The organism is Roseovarius sp. A46, assembly GCF_004126395.1.
In the GTDB taxonomy this organism is placed as follows: domain Bacteria; phylum Pseudomonadota; class Alphaproteobacteria; order Rhodobacterales; family Rhodobacteraceae; genus Roseovarius; species Roseovarius nitratireducens.
Window position 1 is genome coordinate 18,604 of record NZ_PVWS01000015.1, and the last position, 24,499, is coordinate 43,102.

Here is a 24,499-nt window from a genome sequence, read left to right on the forward strand (position 1 = left end):
AGACGACGACCATTCCCGGGGAGGGCGCGATGCACCGCGACACGATCGACCGCCTGCTGCTGGCACTCATCGTTGCAACCTTGGCCGCCAGCACCATAATCGCGTGGCGCGCACCTGACTATTTCCAGTTCTCCTTCGCCGCCGAGGACCGGCTGGTCGAGAATGGCACGGCGCTGTTCCTGCTGGTGGCAAGCCTCGTACTTCTGTCGAACGCGGTGCGGCTGGCGGGCCGCGGCGCGTGGCGCGCGGCGCTGCTGACCGGGGCCTATGCGCTGCTGTTCTTTCTCGCGGCGGGCGAGGAAATCTCGTGGGGGCAGCGGATTTTCAACTGGGAAACAGGCGATTTCTTTGCCGAGCACAACTACCAGGGCGAAACCAACCTGCACAATTTGATGGTCGGCGAGGTGCGGCTGGCGCGGGTGCTGTTCGGCAGCGTCCTGACCACTGTGCTACTGCTCTATCTCGTGGTGCTGCCGCTGCTCTATCCCCGCGTGGCATGGCTGCGGCGGGTGGCCGATGCGCTGGCGGTGCCGGTGCCGGGGCTGCGCCACGCGGTGCTGGCGCTGCTGGCGAGCGGGGTGGTCGCGGTCATCCATGTGCCGCGCAATTGGGAGGTCTACGAGCTGGTCTTTGCCCTGCTCGCCACCGCGATTTTCGTCGCGCCGCAGAATCCGGAAAAGATCCGCTGAACACGGCTGCCTGGTCCGCGCCGCACCACTGCGCGGCGCCCGATCATTCAGCCGTAATCCCGCTCGCCGAAAATGGCCGAGCCGACACGCACATGGGTGGCGCCGAACGCGATCGCGCGCTCGAAATCGCCGCTCATCCCCATCGATAGCCCGGTGAGCCCGTTGCGCGCGGCAATCTTGGCCAACAGCGCGAAATGCAGGCTTGGTTCCTCGTCCACCGGCGGGATGCACATCAGCCCGTGCACGGGCAGGTCGAGCGCCCGGCATTCGGCCACGAACCCGTCCGCGTCCGCAGGCAGCACCCCTGCCTTTTGCGGCTCCTCGCCGGTATTGACCTGCGCGAAGAGATCGGGGCAACCGCCCGTCTCCTGCGCCAGCCGGGCGAGGGTGCGCGCGAGCTTGGGCCGGTCGAGGGAATGGATGGCGTCGAACATCTCCATCGCCTGCCGCGCCTTGTTGGTCTGCAACGGCCCCACGAGATGCAGGGAGATGCCCTCGTAACGCTCCTGGAAGGACGGCCATCGGCCTGCCGCCTCCTGCACCTTGTTCTCGCCGAACAGGCGATGGCCCTCTTCGAGCACCGCCTCGACGCGCGCCTGCGGCTGCACCTTGGACACGGCGACAAGCGCCGTGCTGCCCGGCGCGCGCCCGGCCCCGGCCTCGGCCCGGGCGATACGATCCCTGATCTCGCTGAGGCTCACCGGCATTCTCCCGCTGTTGTCCCGTGGCAACTGATCTGCCACGGGCGCGGGGCGGGTGCAACGGGCTTGCCCCGGCGCGGCGGCTTGGATACACGGGATGGAAACAGATCCGGACGGTGCCATGACCCAATCGCGTATCAGATTTGTCGGCCTCGCTGCGGTGAGCCTCGTGCTCCTCGCGGGATGCAGCGCGTTCCAGAATGCCCGGCTCGACCCCGAGGCGATGCGCGTGCAGGGCGGGCGCGAGGCACAGCCCGATCCGAGCGAAGGGTCGCTGCTCGATGCCTTCCGCGGCGGGCGCGATACCGTCAAGGTCAACCGGTTCCTGTGGACCGCCGCGCTCGAAGTGCTCGATTTCCTGCCTGTCGAGGCCGCGGACCCGTTCACCGGCGTGATCTCCACCGGGTATGGCACGCCACCGGGCGGCGGCACTGCCTACCGCGCGACCGTGCTTATCAGCGATCCTGCGCTCGATGCCCGCGCGCTCAAGGTCTCGCTGCAGACACGGCGCGGTCCGGTCGATGCCGCCACGCAGCGCGCGGTCGAGGATGCCATCCTCAACCGCGCCCGCCAGATCCGGATCAGCGCCGGCCGTTACTGAGACGCGAGGACGGCGGCGCGCCGCTCGGCGCGCGCCTGCCGGATGATCTGCACCGCCGAGTTGACGAAGAGCGCGGCCATCGCGGCAGCCACGATCACGTCGGGCCAGCCGGTGCCGCTGCCCCAGACACCCAGCGCCGCCAGCATCACCGCCACGTTGCCGATGGCGTCGTTGCGTGAGCACAGCCAGACCGAGCGCACGTTGGCATCGCCGTCCTTGTAGGCCACCAGCAAAAGCACGCTCGTCACGTTGGCCGCGAGTGCCAGAAACCCGATGACCCCCATGATTTCGGCCTCGGGCACCCCGATATAGACAACCCGGTAGAGCGTGGTGCCAAGCACCCAGGCGCCCATTGCCAACAGGCTCAGCCCCTTCACCAGCGCCGCCGTCGCGCGCACGCGCACAGACATGCCGATCACCGCCAGCGACAGCCCGTAGGTCAGCGCATCGCCGAGGAAATCGAGTGCGTCGGCCTTGAGCGCCTGCGATTGCGCGGCCTGACCGGCCCCCATCTCGACCGCGAACATCGCGGCGTTGATCGCGATCACCAGCCAGAGCCGCCTTTTATAGGCGTCCGACACACCTTCGAACTGCACCTCGTGTTCACAACATCCCGCCATTCCGGGACCTCCTTTGCATCTTGCCTGCCCGTAATGTAATTTCTCTAGGGACTAGAGCTTCAAGAGGGTTTGCGATGTTTTTCTCGATTGGCGATCTGGCCCGGCAAACCGGCGTCAAGGTGCCCACCATCCGCTATTACGAGGACCGCGGCCTGCTCGACGCGCCCCGGCGTAGTGCCGGCAACCAGCGCCGCTACGGGCAGGCGGAGCTGGAGCGGCTGCGCTTCATCCGCCACGCCCGCGACCTGGGGTTTTCGCTCGGGGCGATCTCTGCCCTGATCGAGTTGCAGGAGCATCCCGACCGCACCTGCGAGACGGCGACGCGCATCGCGCAGGACCAGCTCGACGCCGTCCGCCACAAGATCCGCCGCCTGCGCGCGCTGGAAACGGAACTGAGCCGCATCACCGAAGGCTGCACCGGCGATGGGCCGTCACGGGATTGCTACGTGCTGGCGTCGCTGGGCGATCACGAGCTATGCGAGCACGATCACGCGCCCCCCGTCGCCACCTCGCTGACCCACGCCACCTGACGCGGCAGGCAGATCGTCTGGAGATCGTAGCGCGCCCGGATCAGGTCGCGCGCCGCCTGTCCCAACCGTCGCCGCGCGCCTTCGTCGTCGAGGAGGGTGCAGACCTCGTCCACCAGCGCCGCGCCGTCGAAGAAATCCACCAGCCGCCCGGTCTCGTCATGGGTGATGACCTCGCGCACCGGCTCGGTATCGCCTGCCACAATCGCCGCGCCGCAGCTCATCGCCTCCATCAGCGACCAGCTGAGCACGAAGGGATAGGTCAGGTAGACATGCACGCGGCTCACCTGCAACAGCCGCAGGAACCGCTCGTAGGGGATGCGCCCGAGGAAATGCACGCGCGCCCAGTCATCGTCTGAAATCTGCTCGCGCACCTCGTCGATGAAGATTTGTTTCCAGGTCTGGCCCTTGGGCGGGCGGGCGCCATAGCTCACCTCGTCGCCACCCACGATCAGCACGCGGGCCTTTGGCCGCTCGCGCAACAGACGCGGCAGCGCGCGCATGAACACGTGATAGCCGCGGTAAGGTTCCAGATTGCGGTTGACGAAGGTAATGACCTCGTCCTCGCGGCCCAGCTCGCCCGCGCCCTCCACCTCTAGCCGCACATCGGGCTTTGGACAGGCGGCGACGGTGTCGATGCCGTCATGGCTGACCGTGATGCGGTCGCGAAAGCGCGCGGGGAAGGTGTTGGCCTGAAACCGGGTCGGGCTGATGCCCGCGTGCCCGGTCTCGAAATGCAGGTCGTTGTTGAGGTTCTTCATTCGGATGCGGAGCGACTCGGCCTCGGGGGTCTTGCTGGGAAACTCGGGATCGAAGTCCAGATGCGGCCAGCCCGCGAGGTGGTAAAGCTCGCAATAGAGCCCCAGCCGCGCCTCGGGCCAGACATCGCGCAGGAAAAGCGATTCTCCCCAGCCGGGATGGGCGAGGATGAGATCGGGCGCGTAGCCGCGGTCGCGCAGTCTCATCGCCGCACGCCAGCACGCCTCGCCGCGCGTCACCTTGCTATCGAAATCCACCAGCCAGGGGTGCACCACCTGCCCGGGCCGGTTTGGCAGGCTGTAGGGGATGATCCGCACCCCCTGCCATGTCTGCGCCTCCTTGACCCGCAGGGTCAGCGCTACGCAGTGGTGCCCCATGCTCGCCAGCCGGGGGGCGAGGTGCTTGTATTGACCCGGAAAATTCTGATGGATGAAAAGGATATTCACGTCTCTGCCTGCCTTGCTGCCTCGGGGCGCTTATAGCCGAGCGGCGCGCATCGGGCCAAGCCCCGCATTTTTGTGCCCTGACACTGGACCAAGGGGCGACAAGCGCCTATCACCGCAGCCCAAACGGGACCGCAAGAAGAGGGGCGCAAGGCATGTCGCGCTATTCACCAGCCGAGATCGAGGCAAACTGGCAGAAGGCGTGGGACAAGGCCGGGATTTTCCGCGCCCGGCGGGACGAGAGCCGTCCGAAATACTATGTGCTGGAGATGTTCCCCTACCCGTCGGGGCGCATCCACATGGGCCATGTGCGCAATTACACGATGGGCGACGTGGTGGCGCGCTACAAGATCGCGACGGGGCATAACGTGCTGCACCCGATGGGCTGGGATGCCTTTGGCATGCCCGCCGAGAACGCGGCGATGGCCTCCGGCGGCCACCCCAAGGACTGGACGTATGGCAACATCGCCACCATGCGCGAGCAGATGAAGCCGCTGGGGCTATCGATCGACTGGAGCCGCGAATTCGCCACCTGCGACCCGGAATATTACGGCCAGCAGCAGGCGCTGTTCCTCGATTTCCTGGAGAAGGGCCTCGTCTATCGCAAGAACGCCGTCGTCAATTGGGATCCGGTGGACATGACCGTGCTTGCCAACGAGCAGGTGGAGAACGGACGTGGCTGGCGCTCGGGCGCCGAGGTCGAGCGGCGCGAGTTGACGCAATGGTTCTTTCGCATCTCGGATTTCGCGGGGGAATTGCTCGAGGCGCTGGACAGGCTCGACGACTGGCCCGCCAAGGTCCGCACCATGCAGGAGAACTGGATCGGGCGCTCGCGCGGGATCGAGATTCCGTTCCATCGCACCGATGGCGGCGATCCGATCCTGTGCTATTCGACCCGTCCCGATACCATGCGCGGTGCGAGCTTTATCGCCATCTCGCCCGAGCATCCGGTCTCGCGCGCGCTGGCCGAGACCAACCCGGAGCTGGCCAACTTCGTTGCCGAGACGCGCAAGATGGACACCACCGAGGCGGCGATGGAGAAGGCCGAGAAGAAGGGGATCGACACCGGCATCACGGTGCGTCATCCGGTCTGGCCCGATCGTGAATTGCCGGTATGGGTCGGCAATTTCGTCGTGATGGATTACGGCACGGGCGCGGTGTTCGGCTGTCCGGCGCATGACCAGCGCGATCTGGATTTCGCGCGCAAATACGGGCTGGAGGTGCGCAACGCGTTCTACATGCCGGGTGACGAGCGCGAGGTCGGGACCGAGGCGCTGGTGCCCGCCAAGTCCGAGAAGGTGGTCTATATCGACCATTTCGCGGGCGTGGGCGAGGCGACCAGCCAGGAGGGGATCGACGCCACCATCGACTGGTTCGAGGCGCAGGGTCTGGGCACCGCGCAGGTCAAGTTCCGCCTGCGTGACTGGGGCCTGTCGCGGCAGCGTTACTGGGGTTGCCCGATCCCGGTGGTGCATTGCGACGCCTGCGGCGTGGTGCCGGAAAGGAAAGAGAACCTGCCCGTGCAACTGCCCTATGACGAGGGCGGCACGCCGATTGATTTTTCCATCCCCGGCAACCCGCTCGACCGGCACCCGACATGGGCGAAATGCGCCTGCCCCGCCTGTGGCAAACCCGCCCGGCGCGAGACCGACACGATGGATACGTTTGTCGATTCGTCGTGGTATTTTGCCCGCTTCACCGCGCCCCGTGCCACGACGCCCACGGACATGGCCGAGGCCGAGTACTGGATGAACGTGGACCAGTATATCGGCGGCATCGAGCATGCGATCCTGCACTTGCTGTATTCCCGCTTCTTCGCCCGGGCGATGCATATCTGCGGGCACCTGCCTGCGAGTGCCATCGAGCCGTTCGATGCGCTGTTTACCCAAGGAATGGTGACGCACGAGATTTACCAGACCCGCGATGCGCGCGGCCGCCCCGTCTATCACCTTCCGGAGGAGGTGAGCGAGGGCCGCCTCTCCGATGGTACCGAGGTCGAGATCATCCCCTCCTCCAAGATGTCGAAATCCAAGAAGAACGTGGTCGATCCGTCGACCATCATCGCGCAATACGGGGCCGATACCGCGCGCTGGTTCGTGCTGTCGGACAGCCCGCCGGAGCGTGACGTGGAGTGGACGGCCTCGGGCGCCGAGGCCGCGCATCGCCACCTGTCGCGCGTCTGGCGGCTGGCCGCCGAGATCGCGGAGACCCCCAAGGACCCGGCCCCCGAGGCCGATACCGCGCTCCTGCGCGAGATGCACAAGACCATCGACGAGGTCACCAAGGGCGTGGAATCCTTCGGCTTTAACGCGGCCATCGCGCGGCTTTATGCCTTTACCGCCACGCTCGCGAAATCGAAGGCCGGGCAGGCAGCAAAGACCGAGGCGGCACTGACGCTGGCGCAGCTCATGTCGCCGATGACGCCGCACCTGGCCGAAGACGTGTGGTCCATGCTGGGCGGCGAGGGGCTGGTGGCGACCGCCGCCTGGCCCAAGGCCGATCCGGCAATGCTGATCGACGACACGGTGACGCTGCCCATCCAGATCAACGGCAAGCGCCGGGCCGAGATCGCGGTGCCCCGCGACATGGACAAATCCGAGGTTGAAAAGGCGGCGCTCGCGCATGATGCTGTGCAAAGGGCGCTGGAGGGGGCGGCGCCCAAGAAGGTCATCGTCGTCCCCGGACGGATCGTGAATGTCGTCATCTGACCGCCGCCTGTTCCTGTTCTCGGGTCTCGCCGCGCTGGCGGGCTGCGGCTTTGCGCCGGTCTACGGGCCCGGCGGTGGTGGCGATGCGCTGATGGGGCAGGTCCGCGTCACGGCCCCACAGGGCCGTGCGGGATTCCTGCTGACCAGCGAGATCGAGGCGCGTCTGGGACGGCCCGAGGCGCCCCGCTACGAGCTTCGCCCGGCGATCGCCCTGCGCTCGGAGGCTATCGCCATCGACCGCAGCAACGTCGCCGCGCGCGCCAATCTCATCGGTACGGTGCATTACACGCTTACCGATCTGGAGACCGGCAAGAAGGTCGATAACGGCAAAGTCACGAATTTCACGGGGTATTCCACCTTCGACACGCCGATCGTCACCCGCGCCGCCGCGCGTGACGCCGAAGCGAGGCTGATGCAGATGCTCGCCGACCAGATGCTCACCCGCCTCGCCGCCGCGGCGGCCAGCCGGTCGCGATGAAGCTCGGCACGCGCGAGGCCGCCCGCTATTTCGCCCGGCCCGAGCCGCAGCGCACGGGGCTGCTGATCTACGGCCCGGATGCCATGCGGGTGGCGCTCAGGCGGCAGGAGATGATCGCCGCGCTGCTTGGTTCTAGTGCCGAGGAAGAGATGCGGCTCACCCGCCTCGCCGCCGCCGACCTGCGGCGCGACCGGGCCATGCTCCTCGATGCGGTCAAGGCGCAAGGGTTCTTTCCCGGTGCGCGCGCGGTTCTGGTGGAGGACGCAAATGACAGCGTCGCCGACCCGGTCGTCGCGGCCCTTGGCGACTGGACCGAGGGCGATGCGCAGATCGTCGTCACCGCCGGGCAGCTCAAGGCCACGTCGAAGCTGCGCAAGGCGTTCGAGGCACATAGCAACGCCTATGCCGTTGGAATTTATGACGATCCGCCATCGCGCGACGAGATCGAGGCGGTGCTGGCCCGCGCCGGGCTGAGCGACATTCCCGGGCCGGTGATGGCAGACCTCACGGCGCTTGCCCGGACGCTCGATCCCGGCGATTTCCGGCAGACGATGGAGAAGCTGGCCCTGTACAAGATAGGCGACGACACGCCCCTGTCGGCCGAGGATATCGCCGCCTGCGCCCCCGCCTCGACCGAGGCCGATCTCGATGACATCCTCGATGTCGTAGCCGAGGGCCGCGCCCCCGAGATCGGCCCGGTGCTGCGACGGCTCAAGGCGCAGGGGGTGCAGCCGGTGGGGCTGTGCATCGGGGCCGCGCGCCATTTCCGCGCCCTCTACACCGCCGCCGCCGACCCCGGCGGGGCGGCCAAGGGCATCGCCCGCCTGCGCCCGCCGGTCTTTGGCCCCCGCCGCGACCGGATGCTGCGGCAGGCGCAGAACTGGGGCGCGCCAAAGCTGGAACAGGCGCTGAGCATCCTGACCGAGACCGACCTGACGCTGCGCTCGGCCGCGCAGCGCGCCCCCGAGATGGCGCTGGTGGAACGGGCGCTGATCCGGCTGGCGATGCTGGCGGCGCGGTGAGACGGCGAATCAGGGTTAACGTGCTGAAATCGTAAGAAATTCCTGGTTGGCATGGCGTCGGTATCCTGTCGGTATTCCGGCGGTGCGGTTTGCGGCGGGGGCCGGGGTTAACGCGGCGCGCGGTGGACAGCGGGCGATGGGCGGGGCAGGGTTCGGGGAATGGTGGACGTGTCGGATATCCGGGACCGGGAGAGCCTTGAGGCGTGGCTTGAGGATCAGCCGCGCAGCGCACGACCGTGGGTGGGCGCTCAAACGAGTGTGGTCAGCGCTTTATGGAGCAAGATACTTCAACGATTGTGCGGGCTCGGACGTTGCAAGAGCGCCCGCCCGAGGGGCGGTCGGGCGCTGCGCGGCGGTGCCTTGCGGCACCTTGATTCCGCGCGGGGGCCAAGCACCGAACGGCAGGTATAGGCCAAGCCCGGCCCGCCCGGCCGGACCCTCATTCCCCCACATGCCGTTGCCACGGCCCGCCCTTTGCGCAATGGTGCCGCGACAACGGATCAAGCGGGGACACCACCATGTATGACGTCATCGGATCGCGGGCGAGCAGGGCTTTCCGAGTGCTGTGGCTGCTAGAGGAGATGGGGCTCGATTACACCCACCTGCCCGTCGCGCCGCGCTCGGACGAGGCGCTGGCGGTCAATCCTTCGGGCAAGATACCGGCGCTGCGCGATGGCGACCGGGTGCTGACCGATTCCACCGCGATCATGACCTTTCTCGCCGACCGGCACGGGCAGTTGACCCATGCCCCCGGCAGCCATGAGCGCGCCGCGCAGGACGCGCTGACGCACCGGGTGCTCGACGAGGTGGACGCGCTTTTGTGGACGGCGGCGCGGCATTCCTTCGTGCTGCCCGAGGCGCAGCGGGTGGCGGCGGTCAAGGACTCGCTCAAGTGGGAATACGAGCGCAATATCAAGGGGCTGGAGGGGGCGCTTGCCGGGCCGTTCCTGCAGGGCGAGACGATGACCATCGCCGATATCCTGCTGGCGCATTGCCTGATGTGGGCGGGCAAGGCGGGGTTTCCCGAACCGCCCGCGCGGCTGGCGGCATATCTCGAGGCGATGATGGCGCGGCCCGCGTTTCAGCGGGCGGCAGCGCTGCCCTGAGGGTGGGATCGAGGGGCCAGCCCCTCGAACTCCCCGGAGTATTTTGACCAAGAAGAAACCGGACTCACAAGGCCCGCGCATAGGCGGCGGCGTGGCGGCCCGCCCAAAGGCCGGTAGCGAGGCAGGCGGTCAGCAGGTAGCCGCCGGTGGGTGCCTCCCAATCGAGCATCTCGCCGGCGGCGAAGGTGCCGGGGCGGGCGCGCAGCATGAGGCCAGCGTCGAGCGCCTCAAGTCGCAGCCCGCCCGCCGTGGAAATCGCCTGATCCATCGGGCGGGGGCCCCTGAGCGGCACCGGCAGGGCCTTGAGCGCGGCGGGCAGATCGGGCGCGGTGCGGGCAAACTCCATCGCCAGCGCGAGCTTGGCAGGCTCCAGCCGCAGCGCCTTGCGCAGCCGGTTGCCGAGGCTGTCGCGCGCCCGCGCCTTGGCCAACCGCGCGGCGATCTGATCCGCTGACAGGTCCGGCAGCAGGTCGAGCAGGAGGGGCGCACCGTCGCGCAGGGCACTGCTCACCTCGTAGATGCCGCCGCCCTCCAGCCCGGTGGCGGAGATGACGAATTCGCCACGCGACCGCGCCGTGCCTGCCTGCAACTCCACCCCCTTTACCGGCTGGCCGAAATGCGAGGCCATGTGCGGCGACCAGTCCACGAGAAACCCCATGTTGGCGGGGCGGAACGGGGCGAGGGCGTCGGATGCAAGATATGCGCTCCACCCCCCGTCCGAGCCGAGCCGCGCCCAGCTTGCCCCGCCGCAGGCCAGCACGGTGACGGCGGGGGAGAGCCGCTGTGGCCCCTCGGGCGTGTCGAAGGACACCGCGTCGTCCTGCCACCCGGTCCAGCGCCAGCGGGTGCGGAGATCAACACCCAGGCCGCGCAATTCGGCCAGCACGCTGCGCAGGAGCGGCGAGGCCTTCATCACGCGGGGAAAGACGCGGCCCGTCGAGCCGGTGAACAGTTGTTGGCCATGTTCCCGCGCCCAGTCCTGCACAGCCTCTGGCCCGAACGCCTCGAGCATCGGGCGCAAGCAGTCGGCGCGCGCGCCGTAGGCCGCGAGGAAATCCTCGAACGGCTCATCCTTGGTCAGGTTCAGCCCCGATTTCCCGGCCATCAGGAGTTTGCGACCCGCCGATGGCTTGCCCTCCGCCAGCGTCACGCGCAGCCCGGCGCGGGCCAGCTCGCGCGCTGCCATGAGCCCGGCGGGCCCGGCCCCGATGACCAGCGCTTCCATCACTTGCCCCTTGCCCTCGGTTCACGTTGGGCCATGCTATGGCCCGGAGCGCCGCAATGGATCAAGAGAAACCGCCCGAGACCCCGATCTGCCCGCTGTGCCTGCGGCCCATCCCGCCGGATGCGCGGCAGAGCCTTCACCACCTCGTGCCGAAGCTCAAGGGCGGCAAGGGCGGGCCGGTGGTGCGCCTGCACCAGATCTGCCACAACGAGATCCACGCCACGCTGACCGAGGCGGAGCTGGCGCGGGACTATCACAGTATCGAGGCGTTGCGCGCCCATCCACGGCTGGCGCGGTTCATCGCGTGGGTGGCGAAGCGCCCGCCGGAATTTCACTCGAAGACACCCGGCGCGCGGCGCAAGCGGTGACGTGGCTCAGAGCGCGTGCCAGAGCGACAGGCCGCCGACGAGGACAAGGCTCAGCGCCCAGAGCAGGTCGAGGTTGAACCAGCTTCGCGACAGGAATTTCAGCCCCAGCCAGCGATAGACGCCGAACGCCAGCGTGCCGCCCGCCGCCGTCATGGCAAGGGTGTGGACCACGGCGACGAGGGTGGCGGTGGCCAGCGTGCTGCGCATTAGCGTGGAGGCGGCGGTGTGGCCTGCGCCCTCCTGTGCGAGGTCGCAGATGCCGAGATAGATCGGCACCAGCATCAGCCCCGCGCCGTGCGCCGTGGCCGCGAGGAACGACCATAGCACCAGCCGCGAGGGCGGCACCCGGGCGAGGAACCGGGGGTGCCGCCGGTTGACCAGAAGGTAGAGCCCGAGGCCGATCACGAGACAGGCCGCGCCGATCTGGATTTCGCGCTGCCACGTCACCAGCGAGACCAGCATCGAGAACGGAAACAGGATCGCGGTCATCGCCAGCAGGTGCCCGCCGGCGAGCGCCGCGAGCGCCTGCCACAGGCTGCCGCGCGCACGCTCCATCAGTGCTGCCGAGACCGCGAGCGGCCAGCCCATGCCGGGATTGATGCCGTGGTAGAGCCCCGAGGCGACGACGGCCCACCACAGGGCCGCCGTCGTATTCAGATCAGCCACGCGTCAGACGGACGGATAGCAGAAACTGTCGGTGGAACAGTCGCCGCCCTCGAGGCGAATCTGGTGCGCGCGATAGCCCTTGGGGAAATCGACGTAGAAATCGGGATCGAGCGTCAGGCCGCCGTTCTCGCCGACATGGGCCATCACCATCTGCCCGCCCTCGTCATCAGGGTAGAACTGGTCGTCCCACGTCGAATAGAGCGAGTTGGTCCAGTAGACGCGCTTGCCGTCGCGGCTGATCTCTACCATCTGCGGGCCGTAGGCGAAATCGCGGCCATTGGGGTGCTTGGTGTCCGCCACGATGCCGCCGAGTTCGACCTTGCCCGCGAGGACGGGCTTCATCGGGTCGGAGACATCGTATTGGTGCATCTCGCCGGTGCCCCAGCAGGCGACGTAGAGATACTTGTCGTCGAGGCTGAGGTCGATATCGGTGACCAGGGGCGGCACCGCCTCGAAGCCCTTGAGCAGCGCGGGCAGGTCATCGGGGGCGGCGGGCTGCGGCGGGATGGTGACGGTCTTCTTCGCCTCGAATGTGCCGTCATCCTTGCGCCACCACGTCCAGATCGAGCCTTCGAGATTGGTGGTGTCCACGACCACGCCGCAGAAGCCGTAATCCTTGGCCGGGTCGTGCGCGGGCCGGATTTCGAGCGCCATCTGGTGATTCTCACCAAGGTCGATGGTCTGCACGTTGCGGCGTTCGCGCAGTTTCCAGAAATGGATCGCGTGGCCGTACTTGTTGGACAGCAGGTCCTCGGGCACGATGCCGTTCTCGAATTGCGGTGGCAGGCCCCATTCGGAACTGACCATGTAATCGCGCGGCAGGTTCCACCAGAAATCGTAATGCTTGTCCTGCGCGCCGCGATCCATCTCGTAGCGGCCGAGGATTTCGAACGTTTCGCAATCCATGATGAAGATGCCCGGCGGGCCGTCGGTGCCGTCCTTGCCGCCGCCGCCAAGGGTGCTGACATAGATGCCCTCGGGGCCGCAATGGATGGTGTGCGGGCGCGAATAGCCGGTCTTGGCAAACACTTCCTCGGGTTCGATGATCTTGTGGATTTTCGCCTTGAGCGGCTCCTTGACGTCGATGATGTAGATGCGGCTCGAACGGATGCCGGGGATGATCAGGTATCGCCGTTCGAGAAAGGCATGCCCGGTCAGCGGCGACAGCGAGGACGAACAGGCGTTCCAGCCGAAATGGTGAAACTCGTCGCCGGTGTAGGGCATGATGACCTGATGCAGGATCTGGCCATAGGATTTCGACTTGGGGTCCACATCCACCACGGCGAGCCCGTCCGGCTGGCTGCCGTCGGGGCTGAGCATCAGGGTAAAGGCGAGCGTTTCGGCGGGAGCCTCCATCGCCAGTTTCGGGGTGGCGTGGAACGTGGGATCGGGTCTGAGGTTCATCTGCGGTATCCTCCCTTAATGCGCGCCCAATGGGTAACGCATGAAGCTTTTCGCTGGTTTTTCAGCCTCTCACGAATCCCGGTTTACGGCAAATCCTTTGAAACGGGCCGCCAAACGCAAACGGCCCCGCCGAGGCGGGGCCGTCCGGGTGCCTTGCGGCGCCTTGGCTTACTTGTCGCCCTTGAGCGCCGCGCCGAGAATGTCGCCCAGCGACGCGCCCGAGTCGGACGAGCCGAACTGTTGGACGGCCTCTTTCTCTTCGGCGATCTCGCGGGCCTTGATCGACAGGCCGAGACGGCGGGTCTTGCTGTCGATATTGGTCACGCGGGCATCGACCTTGTCACCGACCGAGAACCGCTCGGGGCGCTGTTCGGAGCGGTCGCGGCTGAGGTCGGAGCGGCGGATGAAGGACTTCATGCCTTCGTATTCCACCTCGATGCCGCCATCCTCGATCGCGGTCACCTCGACGGTGACGATCGAGCCGCGCTTGACGCCGCCCACGGCCTCGGCAAACTTGTCGCCGCCCAGCGCCTTGATCGAGAGCGAGATGCGCTCTTTCTCGACATCCACGTCCGAGACGACAGCCTGAACCACGTCGCCCTTCTTGTAGTTCTGGATGGCGTCCTCGCCACGCTCGTCCCAGCTCAGATCGCTGAGGTGAACCATGCCGTCGATGTCGCCTTCCATGCCGATGAACAGGCCGAACTCGGTGATGTTCTTGACCTCGCCCTCGACCTCGGTTCCCGGCGGGTACTGCTCGGCGAACACTTCCCACGGGTTGCGCATGGTCTGCTTGAGCCCGAGGCTGACGCGGCGCTTGGCCGGGTCGATCTCGAGCACCATGACCTCGACCTCCTGGGAGGTGGAGACGATCTTGCCGGGGTGCACGTTCTTCTTGGTCCAGGACATTTCCGAGACGTGAACCAGCCCCTCGACACCGGGCTCCAGCTCGACGAAGGCGCCGTAGTCGGTGATGTTGGTGACGCGGCCGGTGTGGACAGAGGCCAGCGGATACTTGGCCGCCACCAGATCCCACGGATCTTCCTGCAACTGCTTCATGCCGAGGCTGATGCGGTGCGTCTCCTTGTTGATCTTGATGACCTGGACCTTGACGGTCTCGCCGATCGACAGGATCTCGGAGGGGTGGTTGACCCGGCGCCATGCCATGTCGGTGACGTGCAGCAGGCCATCGACACCGCCGAGATCGACGAAGGCGCCGTATTCGGTGATGTTCTTGACCACGCCGTCAACGGCCTGACCCTCGGTGAGGTTGGCGATGACCTCGGCGCGCTGTTCGGCGCGGCTTTCCTCGAGGATGGCGCGGCGCGACACGACGATATTGCCGCGGCGGCGGTCCATCTTGAGGATCTGGAACGGCTGCTTGAGGCCCATCAGCGGGCCGGCGTCGCGCACCGGGCGCACGTCGACCTGAGAGCCGGGCAGGAAGGCCACCGCACCGCCGAGATCGACGGTAAAGCCGCCCTTGACGCGACCGAAGATCGCGCCCTCGACGCGCTCCTCGTCGGCATAGGCTTTCTCGAGACGGTCCCACGCCGCCTCGCGGCGGGCCATCTCGTGGCTGATCACGGCTTCGCCGCGGGCGTTCTCGGCGGAGCGCAGGTAGACTTCGACCTCGTCGCCGACATGGATGTCGGGCTGCTCGCCGGGATTCGCGAATTCCTTGAGATCGACGCGGCCTTCCATCTTGTAGCCGACGTCGATGATGGCCTGGCCCGCCTCGATGGCGATGACCTTGCCCTTGACGACAGAGCCCTCGTCGGGGGTGTCCATTTCGAGGTTTTCATTAAGGAGGGCCTCGAATTCCTCCATAGATGCGTTCTGAGCCATGTGGCGTTTCATTCCTTTGTAACGTTCATTTTCCGGCCGTGCGGTTGTCTCCGCCGGTCTTTGGGTGGTGTCCACCTGCGGTGGAACGGGGGTTCGTTGGTCAGGCGGGCCACAAAACAAAGAGGGCCGGGGATGCCGACCCTGCTCGCTCTCTTCGGTCCTGCGGCGGTTCCGCCTTGTTGACAACGGGCGTCATAGCGGCCACGCGGGCGTAAATCAAGCGGCAAGATCGCCGGTGCGCGTCAACCCGCGCGCCGCTGCCGCCACAGGGTAAACAGCCCCGCCCCCACGATCAGCGCCGCGCCCAGCGCCACGTTGAGGCGGATGGTCTCGGAAAACACCAGGATGCCGATGGTGCTGGCGAACACCAGTTGCAGGTAGGCAAAGGGCTGCACCGCGCTCGCCTCGGCGACCTCGTAGCACTTGATCAGGGTGTAGTGCCCCGCCGCCCCGGTGATGCAGAGCGCCCCCATCCAGACCCAGTCCGGGCCGGTCATCGGCTCCCAGAACCACGCGCCCACCGCCGTCATCGCGACCGACCCCACGGTGCCGGTCCAGAAGAACGAGGTGGCCGCGTCGTCGAGCTTGGCCACGAACCGCGTGAGCAGCCCGTAGAGCGCGAACATCAGCGCGGCGATGAAGGGGATGATGGCGGCGGGCTGAAACACGCCGAAGCCGGGCTCGAGGATGATGACGACACCGACAAAACCCACGCCGATCGCCACCCAGCGCCGCCAGCCCACGCTCTCGCCCAGAACCGGGCCGGAAAGCGCGGCGATCAATAGCGGGTAGGCGGCGAATACCGCGTGGCTCTCGACCAGCCCAAGGAGGGTGAAACCGTAGATCATCACGCAGATCTCGGCCACCAGAAGCAGCGCGCGAAAGCCCTGCATCAGCGGCTGCGCGGTGGCGGCGGCGGCCATCAGCCCGCCGGCGCGGCGCGCGGCGACGGTCATGACGAAGGCGGCAAAGAACCAGTAGCGGATCATCACCACCATGAACACGTTGTATTCCCCCGCCAGGTGGCGCGAGATGCCGTCCTGCACGGCGAAGATGAAGGTGGTCAGCACCATCATCCAGATGCCGAGGCGGGTGTTCTGATCGGTCATTGCCTGTCCAGTACTGCGCGGGTCATGTGGCGCTTGCGCCCGTATCCCGGAACACGGCTGACAGAAAACCCCGCCGCCTCCAAGCCCCGCCGCACGAAACCCGCCGCCGTGTAGGTGGCCGCCGTTCCGCGCTTTGCTGTGTGGCGGGCGACGCTCTCCATCAGGTCGGGCTGCCAGAGCTCGGGGTTCTTGGCGGGTGAAAACCCGTCGAGAAACCACGCATCGGCCTTGTCCGGCCAATGGTTTAGTGTTTTGCGTGCGTCGCCCTCGACCAGCGTGAAATCGAGATCGGGCAGCGTGATCCGCTGCCCGCCGCCCCGCCAATGCGGCGCAAGCTCTGCGGCGAGCGGTGCGAGATCGGGAAAACGGGATTGCGCGCGGCGCATGTCTGGCGCTGCCATCGGGAATGCCTCGAAAGAAGTGAAGATGAGCCGTCCCGCCACACCTCCCGCCCGCCAGGCATGCAGCGCGGCCAGCAGGTTGAGCCCGGTGCCAAAGCCAAGCTCGGCAATGTGAAACCCGTCGCGGAATCGCGCCGGCAGATCGTTGCCCGCGAGAAAAACGTGCCGCGTCTCGGCGAGACCGTTCTCGAGGCTGAAATACGGATCGTCGAACCGGGTCGAGACCGGCACATCGCCGTCGCGCCAGTCGATCCCGGCCTGCTGGTCCTGCATGGGGCAATCCTCTAGAACGGCGGGCAGGATGCCGGGTGCCGGGGGAATGTGCAATGACCGATGTGACGGTGATGGGGGCGGGGATATTCGGCCTGTCGGTGGCCTGGGCCTGTGCCCGGCGCGGGGCGCGGGTGCGGGTGATCGATCCGGGCGGTCCCGGTGCGGGGGCGTCGGGGGGCCTGGTCGGCGCGCTCGCCCCGCATGTGCCGGAGAACTGGAACGACAAGAAGGCGTTTCAGCTCAAAAGCCTGATCATGGCCGAGGGGTTCTGGCAGGAGGTGGCCGACGCGGGCGGTGTGCAGCCGGGCTATGCGCGGCTGGGCCGGATACAGCCGGTGATGGACGAGAGCGGTCTGGCACTGGCCCGCGCGCGGCAAGCGAGCGCGGCGGCGCTGTGGCAGGGCAAGGCGGCGTGGCGGGTGGAACCTGCCGGGGGAGAATGGTGCCCCGAGAGCCCCACCGGCCACGTCATCCGCGACACGCTGAGCGCGCGCCTGCATCCGCGCCACGCCTGCGAGGCGCTGGTGGCGGCGCTGCGCGCGCGGGGGACTGAGGTGGTGCGCGAGGGACCGCAAGAGGGCCGCGTGCTGTGGGCCACCGGGGTGGCGGGGCTGGAGGAACTGAGCCATGCGGCGGGCCGCGCCGCGGGCAATGGCGTCAAGGGGCAGGCCGCGCTGCTGGCGTTGGACGCGCGCGAGGCGCCGCAACTGTTTGCCGACGGGGTGCACGTTGTGCCCCACGCCGACGGGACCACCGCGATCGGCTCCACTTCCGAGCGCGACTATGACGATCCCGCCGCCACCGATGCGCAACTCGACGACGTGATCGCGCGCGCCTGCGCGGCGATCCCCGCGCTGGCCGGTGCGCCGGTGATCGAACGCTGGGCCGGGCTGCGCCCGCGCGCGCGAAGCCGCGCACCGATGCTGGGGGCGCACCCGCTGCGGCACGGTGAGTTCATCGCCAATGGCGGGTTCAAGATCGGCTTTGGCATGGCGCCGAAGGTGGCCGAGGTGATGGCCGAGCTGATGCTCGACGGGGTGGACCGCATCCCCGCCGGCTTTCGCCCGGAGGCCTCGCTATGACTGGGCCGCGCCTTGCCAGCCTTGACCATCTCGTGCTGACCGTCGCCGACATCGGGGCGACGGTCGCCTTCTACCAGGACGTGCTGGGGATGGTGCCGGAGGTGTTCCGCGCCACGGATGGCAGCGCCCGTCACGCGCTGCGTTTCGGCACGCAGAAGATCAACCTGCATCAGGCCGGGGCCGAGTTCACCCCGCGCGCCGCGCGCGCCACCCCCGGCTCGGCCGATCTGTGTTTCCTGTCCGATGTGCCGCTCGGCGATTGGCAGGCGCATTTCGCGGCGCTGGGCGTCGCGGTCGAGGACGGCCCGGTGCCGCGCAGCGGGGCCACGGGGCCAATCGTCTCGCTCTACCTGCGCGACCCCGATGGCAACCTGCTGGAGATCTCCAACCGGGCGGTGTGAGCGCGGGGGGAGGTTTTGGCCTTGACCTACCTTTGGGGATGACGTGCGGAGCCGCGCGAGGGCCCGTCCGCCGGGTGGGCGCTGAAACAGTTGTGGTCTTCGCTTTATGGTGCAAAATACTTCAACAATTGTGCGGGGTTAAACGTTGCAAAAGCGCCCGCCCGAGGGGGCGGACGGGCGCTCGCGCGGCGGCGTGCAAGCACGCCTCTATTCCGCGCGAGGCAGGAGGCGAATGGCAGCGCCCGACCAAACCCGATCAACCTTCGACGATGCGCCTGCGCACTCGGCCGCCGGGCGCGTCGCCCGCGTGGCGAGCAAAGAGCGCGTCGCAGAGAGGGGTGGCCCTCCGTTTGCCCTCCGGCGGTCAGGCAGCGGCAAGGGGCCGCTCGCGGACCGGCAGGTGCACCAGCGCCGAGAACGCCCCCACCCCAACGCCGATCCACCACACCAGCGAATAGTCGCCGTGCAGGTCGTAGAGCCGCCCGCCCAGCCACACGCCGAGGAAGCTGCCAAGCTGATGCGAGAAGAACACGATCCCGTAGAGCGTGCCCATGTAGCGCAGACCGTAGATATGCGCGATCAGCCCGGATGTGAGCGGCACCGTGGCCAGCCACAACGACCCCATCGCCACCGAAAACAGCAGCACCGTGCCCGGCGTGATCGGCGTCAGCATGAAGGCCGCAGCCACCACCGTACGCGCGGCATAGATGCCCGCAAGCAGGTGCTTGCGCGAATGACGGTTGCCAAGCCAGCCCGCCATCAGCGTGCCGCCGATATTGGCAAGGCCGATGAGCGAGATCGCCACCGCGCCCAGCGCCGATGTGGTGGTGATGCCGATATTGTGCAGCACGCCGCCGGGCAGGATCGGGCCGCACATCTCGGTCACCAGCGCCGGGAAATGCGCGGTGATGAAGCCAAGCTGATAGCCGCAACTGAAGAATCCCAGGAAGATGAGCGCGTAGGACGGATCGCGAAATGCCTGTTGCAGCGCGTCGCCCATGGATTGTTCCAGCACAGCGCGGCCCGCGGGCGCAGGCGCGCGCATCAAGGGCAGCATCACCAGCACCGCGAGGATGGTCACGGCAAACACCACGAACACGCCCTGCCATGTCATGAAGCCGAGCATCCATTCGGCCACCGGCGCGCCGAACACCTGCCCCGCCGATCCCGCGGAGGTAGCGATGGCGAGGCTCATCGAGCGGTTCTCGTCCGAGCTTGCCCGACCGACCACCGCGAGGATGACGCCAAAGCCGGTCCCGGCGATGCCGAAGCCCACCAGCACCTCGTAGACGTGGTGCGCCTGCGGAGACACGGCGAACGACGACAGCACCAGCCCGGCCGCATAAACGAGCGCGCCTGCGACGATGGCGCGGCGGTCGCCCATCTTCTCGGCCAGCGCGCCGAAAATGGGCTGGCCGATCCCCCAGGCGAGGTTCTGGATGGCGATGGCGAGCGAGAACTCGGCGCGGGGCCAGTTGAACTCTTCCGCGATCGGAATCTGGAACACGCCGAAAGAGGCACGGATCGCGAAGGAGATCATCAGGATGGTGCAGCCTGCGATCAGGACGGGTGTTATCAGGGGGGCGGATTTCTGCATGGGGCCTCGCGCGGGATCGGGCGCAGATTACGCCACCGCGCGGCGGCGTCAATTCAGGCTTTGTGGTGGCGTCCATCACGCAGGCGCAAGCCGTCGGATCAGCGGCGCCATGATGAGCGGGGTGAGATACATCGGCAATTGATAGAGCCCCACGAACAGCAGCAGCGCCGCAGCCGTCTCGGGCGGCAGCGCGCCGAGGAACAGCGCGAGGTTGCGGTTGCCCGCGATGACTGCCAGCGCCGGGGCGCCCTGCGGCGCGCGGTGGCGGGCCAGAAGCAGCGTAATCACCTGCGCGCCGAAGCCGAGCGCAAAGACCGCCGCGAGTGTGGCCCAGAAGGCGGGACCGGGGGCCTTGAGCGCGGGCCCCACGGCGGACATGAGGCCGACCACAACCACCGCCATGGCCAGCGTGATGAGCCCGTCCACCGCGCCCTGCCCCGCCGGTCCGCGCAGCCACGCCACCCGCCCCCGCAGCACGATGCCCGCACCCCCCGCCACCGCGATCACCGCCAGCAGGCGCAGTGCCGCCTCGACCACCACCAGCGGCGCGCCGAACACCGGCAACAGCCAGAACACCGGCAGCACCGTCAGCGGCAACAGCGCCGTGCCCAGCACCAGTTGCCGCAGCGCCGGGGCGGGATCGCCGCCCGCGAGGATCGTCAGGCCGGGGCTGCCGGTCATCGGCGGCGCGGCCAGCACCAGCACCAGGCCGATGCCCAGAACGCTCGCCTGTGCCCCCAGCGCCCAGAGCCCGACGATGGCCACCACCGGCAGCGCCACCTGCATCACCAGCGTGACGGCAAGATAGCCCGGCAAGGACCGGCGGCCCGGAAACGCCGCGCGCATATCAACCCGCAGCGTGGCGAGGAACAGCAGGAACGCGATCATCGGGAAGATAAGCGGCGCCATCGTGCGCGCCAGCCCCGGTGCCAGCGCCCCCACCGCGAGGCCCGCCACCAGCACCAGCCGCCCGTGACGGGCCAGCGCCGCGAGCGCGCCGCTCACACCGCTGCCGCGCCGCGCGCCGCCTGATCGTAACAGCCCGACAGCGCGCGCAAGAGCGCCGCCAGCCGCGACATCTCTTCCCGGTCAATTCCCAGTTGTTCCACCGAGCGCACCAGCAATTCCTCGCGCACGCGGCCATAGCGGGTGCAGTAATCGGCTCCCGCCGCGGTGATGGAGACGGTCTTTTCCTTGCCCTTGCGCCCGGTCTCTACAAGGCCGTGACGCTCCAGTTTCTTGACCGCGTAGCTGACGAGGTGGGTATCCTCGACATTGAGCACGAGGCAGATATCCGCGAGGCTCTTGGGCCGGTCGCGATGATGCACGAGATGAACCACCAGCACCTCGAGCGGCGCGAGACCGGGCATTCCAGCGGCGGTCATGCAGCGCGACATCCAGCGCTGGAACGCGTGATTGGCCATCGTGAGGGCAAACTCCATCTCCGACAGCTCGGGCATGCCAGAGCTGGCAAGATGGGCCGAGGACACGACCGGTCCCGGCGTCAGCGGGCGAGCATCGTCTGCGGGATCCATAGGGCGATCTCCGGGAACAGGGTCAGGATGGCGGTGGCGGCCACCAGAAGGAGGAAGAAGGGAAATGCGTGGCGCGCGATCTCGAAGATGCCGCGCCCGGTGATGGATTGCAGCACGAACAGGTTGAAACCGACGGGCGGCGTGATCTGGCTCATCTCCACCACCAGAACGAGGAAGATGCCGAACCAGATCGGGTCTATCCCGGCGGCCAGCACCATCGGCAGGATCACCGAGGTGGTCAGCACGACGATCGAGATGCCGTCGAGGAACATCCCCAGCAGGATGAAGAACACCACCAGCGCCGCCAGCAGCATCCCCGCCGAGTATCCCTGCTCTCCGATCCAGGCCGCCAGCGCGCGCGGGATGCCGGTATAGCCCATCGCCACGGTCAGGAACGCCGCCCCCGCGAGGATGAAGGCGATCATGCAGCTGGTGATCGTGGCGCCGCGCAGCGCGCCCCATGTGCTCTGCCAATTGAGCGAGCCGCCCATGCCGGACAGGATCAGCGCGCCCAGCACACCCACCACCGCCGCCTCCGTGGGCGAGGCCAGCCCCGCGTAGATCGAGCCGATGACCGCGACGATGAGCAGGATCGTCGGCCCCAGCAGCACGATGGCGCGCAGCTTGTCGGCCCATGTGGTGGCGGGCTCGGCGACGGGCATCCGGTCGCGATGGGTGAGCGCCCAGAGCATGGTGTAGCCCGAGAACAGCGCCGCCAGCATCAGCCCCGGGCCGATCCCTGCGAGGAAAAGCCGCGCGATGCTCTGCTCGGTCGCGGCCCCATAGACGATCAGGATGATCGACGGCGGGATGAGAAAGCCGAACGTGCCCGAGCCCGCCAGCGTGCCGATGATCATGCGGTCGTCATAGCCGCGCCGCGTCAGTTCCGGCACCGACATGCGCCCCACCGTGGCCGTGGTGGCCGCCGACGAGCCGGAAACGGCGGCGAAAAGCGCGCAGCCGAAGATGTTGGCGTGCAACAGCCGCCCCGGCAGCCGGGTGGTCAGCGGGGCCAGCCCCGAGAACATGTCCGACGACAGGCGCGAGCGGAACAGGATTTCGCCCATCCAGATGAACATCGGCAGCGCGGTCAGGTCCCAGATATTGAGCGCGCCCCACACCTTGGTGGCAAAGACCAGCTCCACCGGGGCCGACGAGGCCATGAGCATCGCCGCCAGCCCCACGGCGATGAGCGCGAACCCCACCCACAGCCCCAGCGCGAGGCAGCCGAAGAGGATCGCCACGAGGACGAGCGAGAGGGCCTCAATGCCCATCGGTGCCTCCCTTCTTCGCCTCTTCGGCGCGGCGATAATCGGGGGTCTGCCCGCGCAACAGCGCCACCAGCGCATCGACGAGCGCCAGTGCCAGCAACGCAAGGCCCGCCACCATCACCGCCTGCGGCACCCAGAGCGGGAATTTCGCCATGCCGAAGCTGACCGCGTCGAAGGTATAGCTGTCGCGCGCCTGCACGAATGCGCTGTAGAGCGCGAAGCCGCACAGCCCCAGCGCCCCGAGCAGCACCGGCACCGAAAGAATCCGCGCCAGCGGCGCGGGCAGGCTGTCGGTCAGCATGGTGACGCGGACGTGCCCGCCGGCGCGCAACGTGCCCGCCAGCGCCAGGAACGCCGCGCCCACGAACAGGAAGCCGCCCATCTCCGACAGCGAGGTGATGGCGATGCCCACAGGCTCGCGCCCCGCCGCGATCAGGCTTCGGTCGATCACCCGGCCTACCACCTGCACCAGCACCAGAACGGCGATCGCCACCAGCGCCAGCGCGGCAAGGACGAACCCTGCATCGTAAAGACGGTCGAGCGTCCTGCGCAGCATGGCACGGCTCCTGTCTGTCCGGGATGAGAGGACGCGGGCGGGAAAGCCCGCCCGCGCACCCGCTCAGTTGCGGGCGTAGTTGTCGAGGATCAGCTCACCCTCTGGACCGGCGGCCTTTTTCCATTCCGCGGTCATGGTCTCGCCGATCTCGCGCAATTGCTTGGCCAGTTGCCCGGAGGGCTGGTGCACCTGCATGCCGTTTTCCTCCAACGTGGCGATCTTGGCCTCGGTTTCGGCCACCGACATTTCCCAGCCACGCAGCTCGGCCTGCGCCGCCGCCTCGATCAGCGCGTCCTGCTGATCCGCGGGCAGCGCGTCAAAAGCGCGGGTGTTGACGAACACCATGTTCTTGGGCAGCCAAGCCTGCGTGTCGATGTAATGGCCGACGAAATCCCACGCCTGCGACGACACGCCAGTAGAGGGCGAGGTGATCATCGCCGAGATGCGCGAGGTGGAAAAGGCAGTCGGGATGTCGCCCGCCTCGACCGTCGTCGGCACCGCGCCCATGAGTTGCGCCAGCCGTTCGGTGGCGGTGTTGTAGGCGCGGAAATTGACGCCCTGAAGCTGCTCGGTCGAGGTCACCTCCTCGGTGACATAGAGGCTCTGACCCGGCCACGGCACGGCATAGAGCAGCGTCAGCCCCTGGTCGGCCAGCTTGGCCGCGATCTGGTCGCGCGACGCTTCCCACAGACGGGCGGCATCGTCATAGCTCGCCGCGAGGAAGGGCACCGAATCGACGCCGAACACCGCGTCCTCGTTGGCGAGCTGCGACATCAGGATTTCACCGATGGGGGCAAGGCCCCGGCGCACGGAATCGCGGATTTCCGGGTGCGCATAAAGCGAACCCGCCGAGTGCACGGTGATGGAGAGCGCGCCGTCGGTGGCGCTGGCCACATCTTCGGCGAACTGCATGATGTTCTGCGTGTGAAAGACGGAATCGCCGTAAGGCGTGGGCATGTCCCAAGTGGTCTGCGCGGTGGCCGCGCCCGCGCCGAGGCCGAGGGCAAAGGCCCCCGACAGCGCCATGTTGAATAGATGTTTCATGAGGTGCTCCCTGTTGCAAATCGTGGCACCGAGACCGCACGCGGCGGGCCGACGCAAGGGAAGCT

The 24,499-nt window shown here is 67.6% G+C and carries 25 protein-coding genes; 10 read left to right on the top strand and 15 right to left on the bottom strand.

Annotation, left to right across the window (positions count from 1 at the left end):
- The first annotated feature begins 29 nt into the window (after nt 1–29).
- Nucleotides 30–689: a hypothetical protein gene (locus tag C6W92_RS09525; protein WP_129432751.1), complete on the top strand. Its 660-nt coding sequence runs from the start codon at nt 30–32 to the stop codon at nt 687–689.
- A 47-nt stretch (nt 690–736) separates the two neighbouring features.
- Here the strand turns inward: C6W92_RS09525 and C6W92_RS09530 are convergent, their stop codons facing one another.
- The gene (locus C6W92_RS09530; protein WP_129432752.1) at nt 737–1,390 is read right to left on the bottom strand and encodes a YggS family pyridoxal phosphate-dependent enzyme; all 654 of its coding nucleotides are present in this window, start codon (nt 1,388–1,390) and stop codon (nt 737–739) included.
- Nucleotides 1,391–1,487: 97 nt separating this feature from the next.
- Here C6W92_RS09530 and C6W92_RS09535 point away from each other — a divergent pair, with 97 nt between their 5' ends.
- Nucleotides 1,488–1,991 (top strand): DUF3576 domain-containing protein, encoded by a 504-nt coding sequence (locus C6W92_RS09535; RefSeq protein ID WP_129432753.1) that lies wholly within the window; start codon nt 1,488–1,490, stop codon nt 1,989–1,991.
- On the opposite strand, the gene C6W92_RS09540 is transcribed toward C6W92_RS09535, so the two are convergent.
- Entirely contained in the window at nt 1,985–2,611 is a 627-nt protein-coding gene (locus tag C6W92_RS09540) for a cation transporter (protein WP_129432754.1), read from the bottom strand. The two genes, C6W92_RS09535 and C6W92_RS09540, sit on opposite strands and share 7 nt — an antisense overlap.
- Before the next feature lie 74 nt (nt 2,612–2,685).
- Between C6W92_RS09540 and C6W92_RS09545 the strand changes: the two genes are divergently transcribed.
- The gene (locus C6W92_RS09545) at nt 2,686–3,141 is read left to right on the top strand and encodes a helix-turn-helix domain-containing protein (protein ID WP_129432755.1); all 456 of its coding nucleotides are present in this window, start codon (nt 2,686–2,688) and stop codon (nt 3,139–3,141) included.
- Here C6W92_RS09545 and C6W92_RS09550 read toward each other — a convergent pair.
- Nucleotides 3,099–4,343 (bottom strand): glycosyltransferase, encoded by a 1,245-nt coding sequence (locus tag C6W92_RS09550; RefSeq protein ID WP_129432756.1) that lies wholly within the window; start codon nt 4,341–4,343, stop codon nt 3,099–3,101. The genes C6W92_RS09545 and C6W92_RS09550 overlap by 43 nt on opposite strands.
- 152 nt (nt 4,344–4,495) lie before the next feature.
- Between C6W92_RS09550 and leuS the strand changes: the two genes are divergently transcribed.
- From leuS to C6W92_RS09570, 4 genes are all read left to right on the top strand, one after another.
- Nucleotides 4,496–7,048, top strand: a complete 2,553-nt coding sequence (leuS, locus tag C6W92_RS09555; RefSeq protein ID WP_129432757.1) for a leucine--tRNA ligase — start codon at nt 4,496–4,498, stop codon at nt 7,046–7,048.
- Nucleotides 7,035–7,526, top strand: a complete 492-nt coding sequence (gene lptE, locus C6W92_RS09560; protein ID WP_129432758.1) for an LPS assembly lipoprotein LptE — start codon at nt 7,035–7,037, stop codon at nt 7,524–7,526. Before leuS ends, lptE begins: the two co-directional genes overlap by 14 nt.
- The gene (gene holA / locus C6W92_RS09565; RefSeq protein ID WP_129432759.1) at nt 7,523–8,548 is read left to right on the top strand and encodes a DNA polymerase III subunit delta; all 1,026 of its coding nucleotides are present in this window, start codon (nt 7,523–7,525) and stop codon (nt 8,546–8,548) included. Before lptE ends, holA begins: the two co-directional genes overlap by 4 nt.
- 518 nt (nt 8,549–9,066) lie before the next feature.
- Nucleotides 9,067–9,654: a glutathione S-transferase family protein gene (locus C6W92_RS09570; RefSeq protein ID WP_104018714.1), complete on the top strand. Its 588-nt coding sequence runs from the start codon at nt 9,067–9,069 to the stop codon at nt 9,652–9,654.
- A 64-nt stretch (nt 9,655–9,718) separates the two neighbouring features.
- Here the strand turns inward: C6W92_RS09570 and C6W92_RS09575 are convergent, their stop codons facing one another.
- Entirely contained in the window at nt 9,719–10,879 is a 1,161-nt protein-coding gene (locus C6W92_RS09575; RefSeq protein ID WP_129432760.1) for a TIGR03862 family flavoprotein, read from the bottom strand.
- Between the two features lie 56 nt (nt 10,880–10,935).
- On the opposite strand from C6W92_RS09575, the gene C6W92_RS09580 reads away from it, so the two are divergent.
- Nucleotides 10,936–11,247 (top strand): HNH endonuclease, encoded by a 312-nt coding sequence (locus C6W92_RS09580; protein WP_129432761.1) that lies wholly within the window; start codon nt 10,936–10,938, stop codon nt 11,245–11,247.
- 6 nt (nt 11,248–11,253) lie between these two features.
- Here C6W92_RS09580 and C6W92_RS09585 read toward each other — a convergent pair whose 3' ends face one another.
- From C6W92_RS09585 to mnmD, 5 genes are all read right to left on the bottom strand, one after another.
- A complete protein-coding gene (locus C6W92_RS09585; protein WP_129432762.1) occupies nt 11,254–11,913 on the bottom strand; it encodes a hypothetical protein in 660 nt (219 codons plus the stop codon).
- A gap of 3 nt (nt 11,914–11,916) precedes the next feature.
- Nucleotides 11,917–13,317, bottom strand: coding sequence for a selenium-binding protein SBP56-related protein (locus C6W92_RS09590; RefSeq protein ID WP_129432763.1), 1,401 nt, complete (start codon nt 13,315–13,317; stop codon nt 11,917–11,919).
- Between the two features lie 168 nt (nt 13,318–13,485).
- On the bottom strand, nt 13,486–15,177 hold the full coding sequence (gene rpsA / locus C6W92_RS09595) for a 30S ribosomal protein S1 (RefSeq protein ID WP_129432764.1): 1,692 nt from the start codon (nt 15,175–15,177) through the stop codon (nt 13,486–13,488).
- A gap of 230 nt (nt 15,178–15,407) precedes the next feature.
- Entirely contained in the window at nt 15,408–16,274 is an 867-nt protein-coding gene (locus C6W92_RS09600) for a DMT family transporter (protein ID WP_129432765.1), read from the bottom strand.
- On the bottom strand, nt 16,271–16,948 hold the full coding sequence (gene mnmD / locus C6W92_RS09605) for a tRNA (5-methylaminomethyl-2-thiouridine)(34)-methyltransferase MnmD (RefSeq protein WP_129432766.1): 678 nt from the start codon (nt 16,946–16,948) through the stop codon (nt 16,271–16,273). The genes C6W92_RS09600 and mnmD overlap by 4 nt, the downstream gene beginning before the upstream one ends.
- Before the next feature lie 53 nt (nt 16,949–17,001).
- On the opposite strand from mnmD, the gene C6W92_RS09610 reads away from it, so the two are divergent.
- Entirely contained in the window at nt 17,002–18,030 is a 1,029-nt protein-coding gene (locus C6W92_RS09610; protein ID WP_129432767.1) for an FAD-dependent oxidoreductase, read from the top strand.
- Nucleotides 18,027–18,431, top strand: coding sequence for a VOC family protein (locus tag C6W92_RS09615; protein ID WP_129432768.1), 405 nt, complete (start codon nt 18,027–18,029; stop codon nt 18,429–18,431). Before C6W92_RS09610 ends, C6W92_RS09615 begins: the two co-directional genes overlap by 4 nt.
- Before the next feature lie 364 nt (nt 18,432–18,795).
- Here C6W92_RS09615 and C6W92_RS09620 read toward each other — a convergent pair whose 3' ends face one another.
- The 6 genes from C6W92_RS09620 to C6W92_RS09645 all read right to left on the bottom strand — a co-directional run bounded on the left by C6W92_RS09620 (nt 18,796) and on the right by C6W92_RS09645 (nt 24,434).
- Nucleotides 18,796–20,028 carry an MFS transporter gene (locus C6W92_RS09620; RefSeq protein ID WP_129432769.1) on the bottom strand — a complete coding sequence of 411 codons (1,233 nt, stop codon included), beginning with the start codon at nt 20,026–20,028 and terminating at the stop codon, nt 18,796–18,798.
- A gap of 75 nt (nt 20,029–20,103) precedes the next feature.
- On the bottom strand, nt 20,104–21,033 hold the full coding sequence (locus tag C6W92_RS09625; RefSeq protein ID WP_241691118.1) for a hypothetical protein: 930 nt from the start codon (nt 21,031–21,033) through the stop codon (nt 20,104–20,106).
- Nucleotides 21,030–21,563, bottom strand: a complete 534-nt coding sequence (locus C6W92_RS09630; protein ID WP_241691119.1) for a winged helix DNA-binding protein — start codon at nt 21,561–21,563, stop codon at nt 21,030–21,032. Before C6W92_RS09630 ends, C6W92_RS09625 begins: the two co-directional genes overlap by 4 nt.
- Entirely contained in the window at nt 21,533–22,837 is a 1,305-nt protein-coding gene (locus tag C6W92_RS09635; RefSeq protein ID WP_129432770.1) for a TRAP transporter large permease subunit, read from the bottom strand. Before C6W92_RS09635 ends, C6W92_RS09630 begins: the two co-directional genes overlap by 31 nt.
- On the bottom strand, nt 22,827–23,390 hold the full coding sequence (locus tag C6W92_RS09640) for a TRAP transporter small permease (RefSeq protein ID WP_129432771.1): 564 nt from the start codon (nt 23,388–23,390) through the stop codon (nt 22,827–22,829). The genes C6W92_RS09635 and C6W92_RS09640 overlap by 11 nt, the downstream gene beginning before the upstream one ends.
- A 63-nt stretch (nt 23,391–23,453) precedes the next feature.
- Nucleotides 23,454–24,434 carry a TRAP transporter substrate-binding protein gene (locus tag C6W92_RS09645; RefSeq protein WP_164989209.1) on the bottom strand — a complete coding sequence of 327 codons (981 nt, stop codon included), beginning with the start codon at nt 24,432–24,434 and terminating at the stop codon, nt 23,454–23,456.
- Between the last annotated feature and the right edge of the window lie 65 nt (nt 24,435–24,499).

Excerpts from the sequence above, each read along its gene's own strand:
- C6W92_RS09615 (WP_129432768.1), top strand. The coding sequence starts at position 18,027 with ATGACTGGGCCGCGCCTTGCCAGCCTTGACCATCTCGTGCTGACCGTC.
- holA (WP_129432759.1), top strand. The coding sequence starts at position 7,523 with ATGAAGCTCGGCACGCGCGAGGCCGCCCGCTATTTCGCCCGGCCCGAG.
- C6W92_RS09525 (WP_129432751.1), top strand. The coding sequence starts at position 30 with ATGCACCGCGACACGATCGACCGCCTGCTGCTGGCACTCATCGTTGCA.
- C6W92_RS09590 (WP_129432763.1), bottom strand. The coding sequence starts at position 13,317 with ATGAACCTCAGACCCGATCCCACGTTCCACGCCACCCCGAAACTGGCG.
- C6W92_RS09635 (WP_129432770.1), bottom strand. The coding sequence starts at position 22,837 with ATGGGCATTGAGGCCCTCTCGCTCGTCCTCGTGGCGATCCTCTTCGGC.
- C6W92_RS09620 (WP_129432769.1), bottom strand. The coding sequence starts at position 20,028 with ATGCAGAAATCCGCCCCCCTGATAACACCCGTCCTGATCGCAGGCTGC.
- C6W92_RS09645 (WP_164989209.1), bottom strand. The coding sequence starts at position 24,434 with ATGAAACATCTATTCAACATGGCGCTGTCGGGGGCCTTTGCCCTCGGC.
- rpsA (WP_129432764.1), bottom strand. The coding sequence starts at position 15,177 with ATGAAACGCCACATGGCTCAGAACGCATCTATGGAGGAATTCGAGGCC.
- C6W92_RS09545 (WP_129432755.1), top strand. The coding sequence starts at position 2,686 with ATGTTTTTCTCGATTGGCGATCTGGCCCGGCAAACCGGCGTCAAGGTG.
- C6W92_RS09630 (WP_241691119.1), bottom strand. The coding sequence starts at position 21,563 with ATGGATCCCGCAGACGATGCTCGCCCGCTGACGCCGGGACCGGTCGTG.
- C6W92_RS09600 (WP_129432765.1), bottom strand. The coding sequence starts at position 16,274 with ATGACCGATCAGAACACCCGCCTCGGCATCTGGATGATGGTGCTGACC.
- lptE (WP_129432758.1), top strand. The coding sequence starts at position 7,035 with ATGTCGTCATCTGACCGCCGCCTGTTCCTGTTCTCGGGTCTCGCCGCG.
- C6W92_RS09610 (WP_129432767.1), top strand. The coding sequence starts at position 17,002 with ATGACCGATGTGACGGTGATGGGGGCGGGGATATTCGGCCTGTCGGTG.
- C6W92_RS09575 (WP_129432760.1), bottom strand. The coding sequence starts at position 10,879 with ATGGAAGCGCTGGTCATCGGGGCCGGGCCCGCCGGGCTCATGGCAGCG.
- C6W92_RS09570 (WP_104018714.1), top strand. The coding sequence starts at position 9,067 with ATGTATGACGTCATCGGATCGCGGGCGAGCAGGGCTTTCCGAGTGCTG.
- C6W92_RS09580 (WP_129432761.1), top strand. The coding sequence starts at position 10,936 with ATGGATCAAGAGAAACCGCCCGAGACCCCGATCTGCCCGCTGTGCCTG.
- C6W92_RS09540 (WP_129432754.1), bottom strand. The coding sequence starts at position 2,611 with ATGGCGGGATGTTGTGAACACGAGGTGCAGTTCGAAGGTGTGTCGGAC.
- C6W92_RS09640 (WP_129432771.1), bottom strand. The coding sequence starts at position 23,390 with ATGCTGCGCAGGACGCTCGACCGTCTTTACGATGCAGGGTTCGTCCTT.
- C6W92_RS09535 (WP_129432753.1), top strand. The coding sequence starts at position 1,488 with ATGGAAACAGATCCGGACGGTGCCATGACCCAATCGCGTATCAGATTT.
- mnmD (WP_129432766.1), bottom strand. The coding sequence starts at position 16,948 with ATGCAGGACCAGCAGGCCGGGATCGACTGGCGCGACGGCGATGTGCCG.
- leuS (WP_129432757.1), top strand. The coding sequence starts at position 4,496 with ATGTCGCGCTATTCACCAGCCGAGATCGAGGCAAACTGGCAGAAGGCG.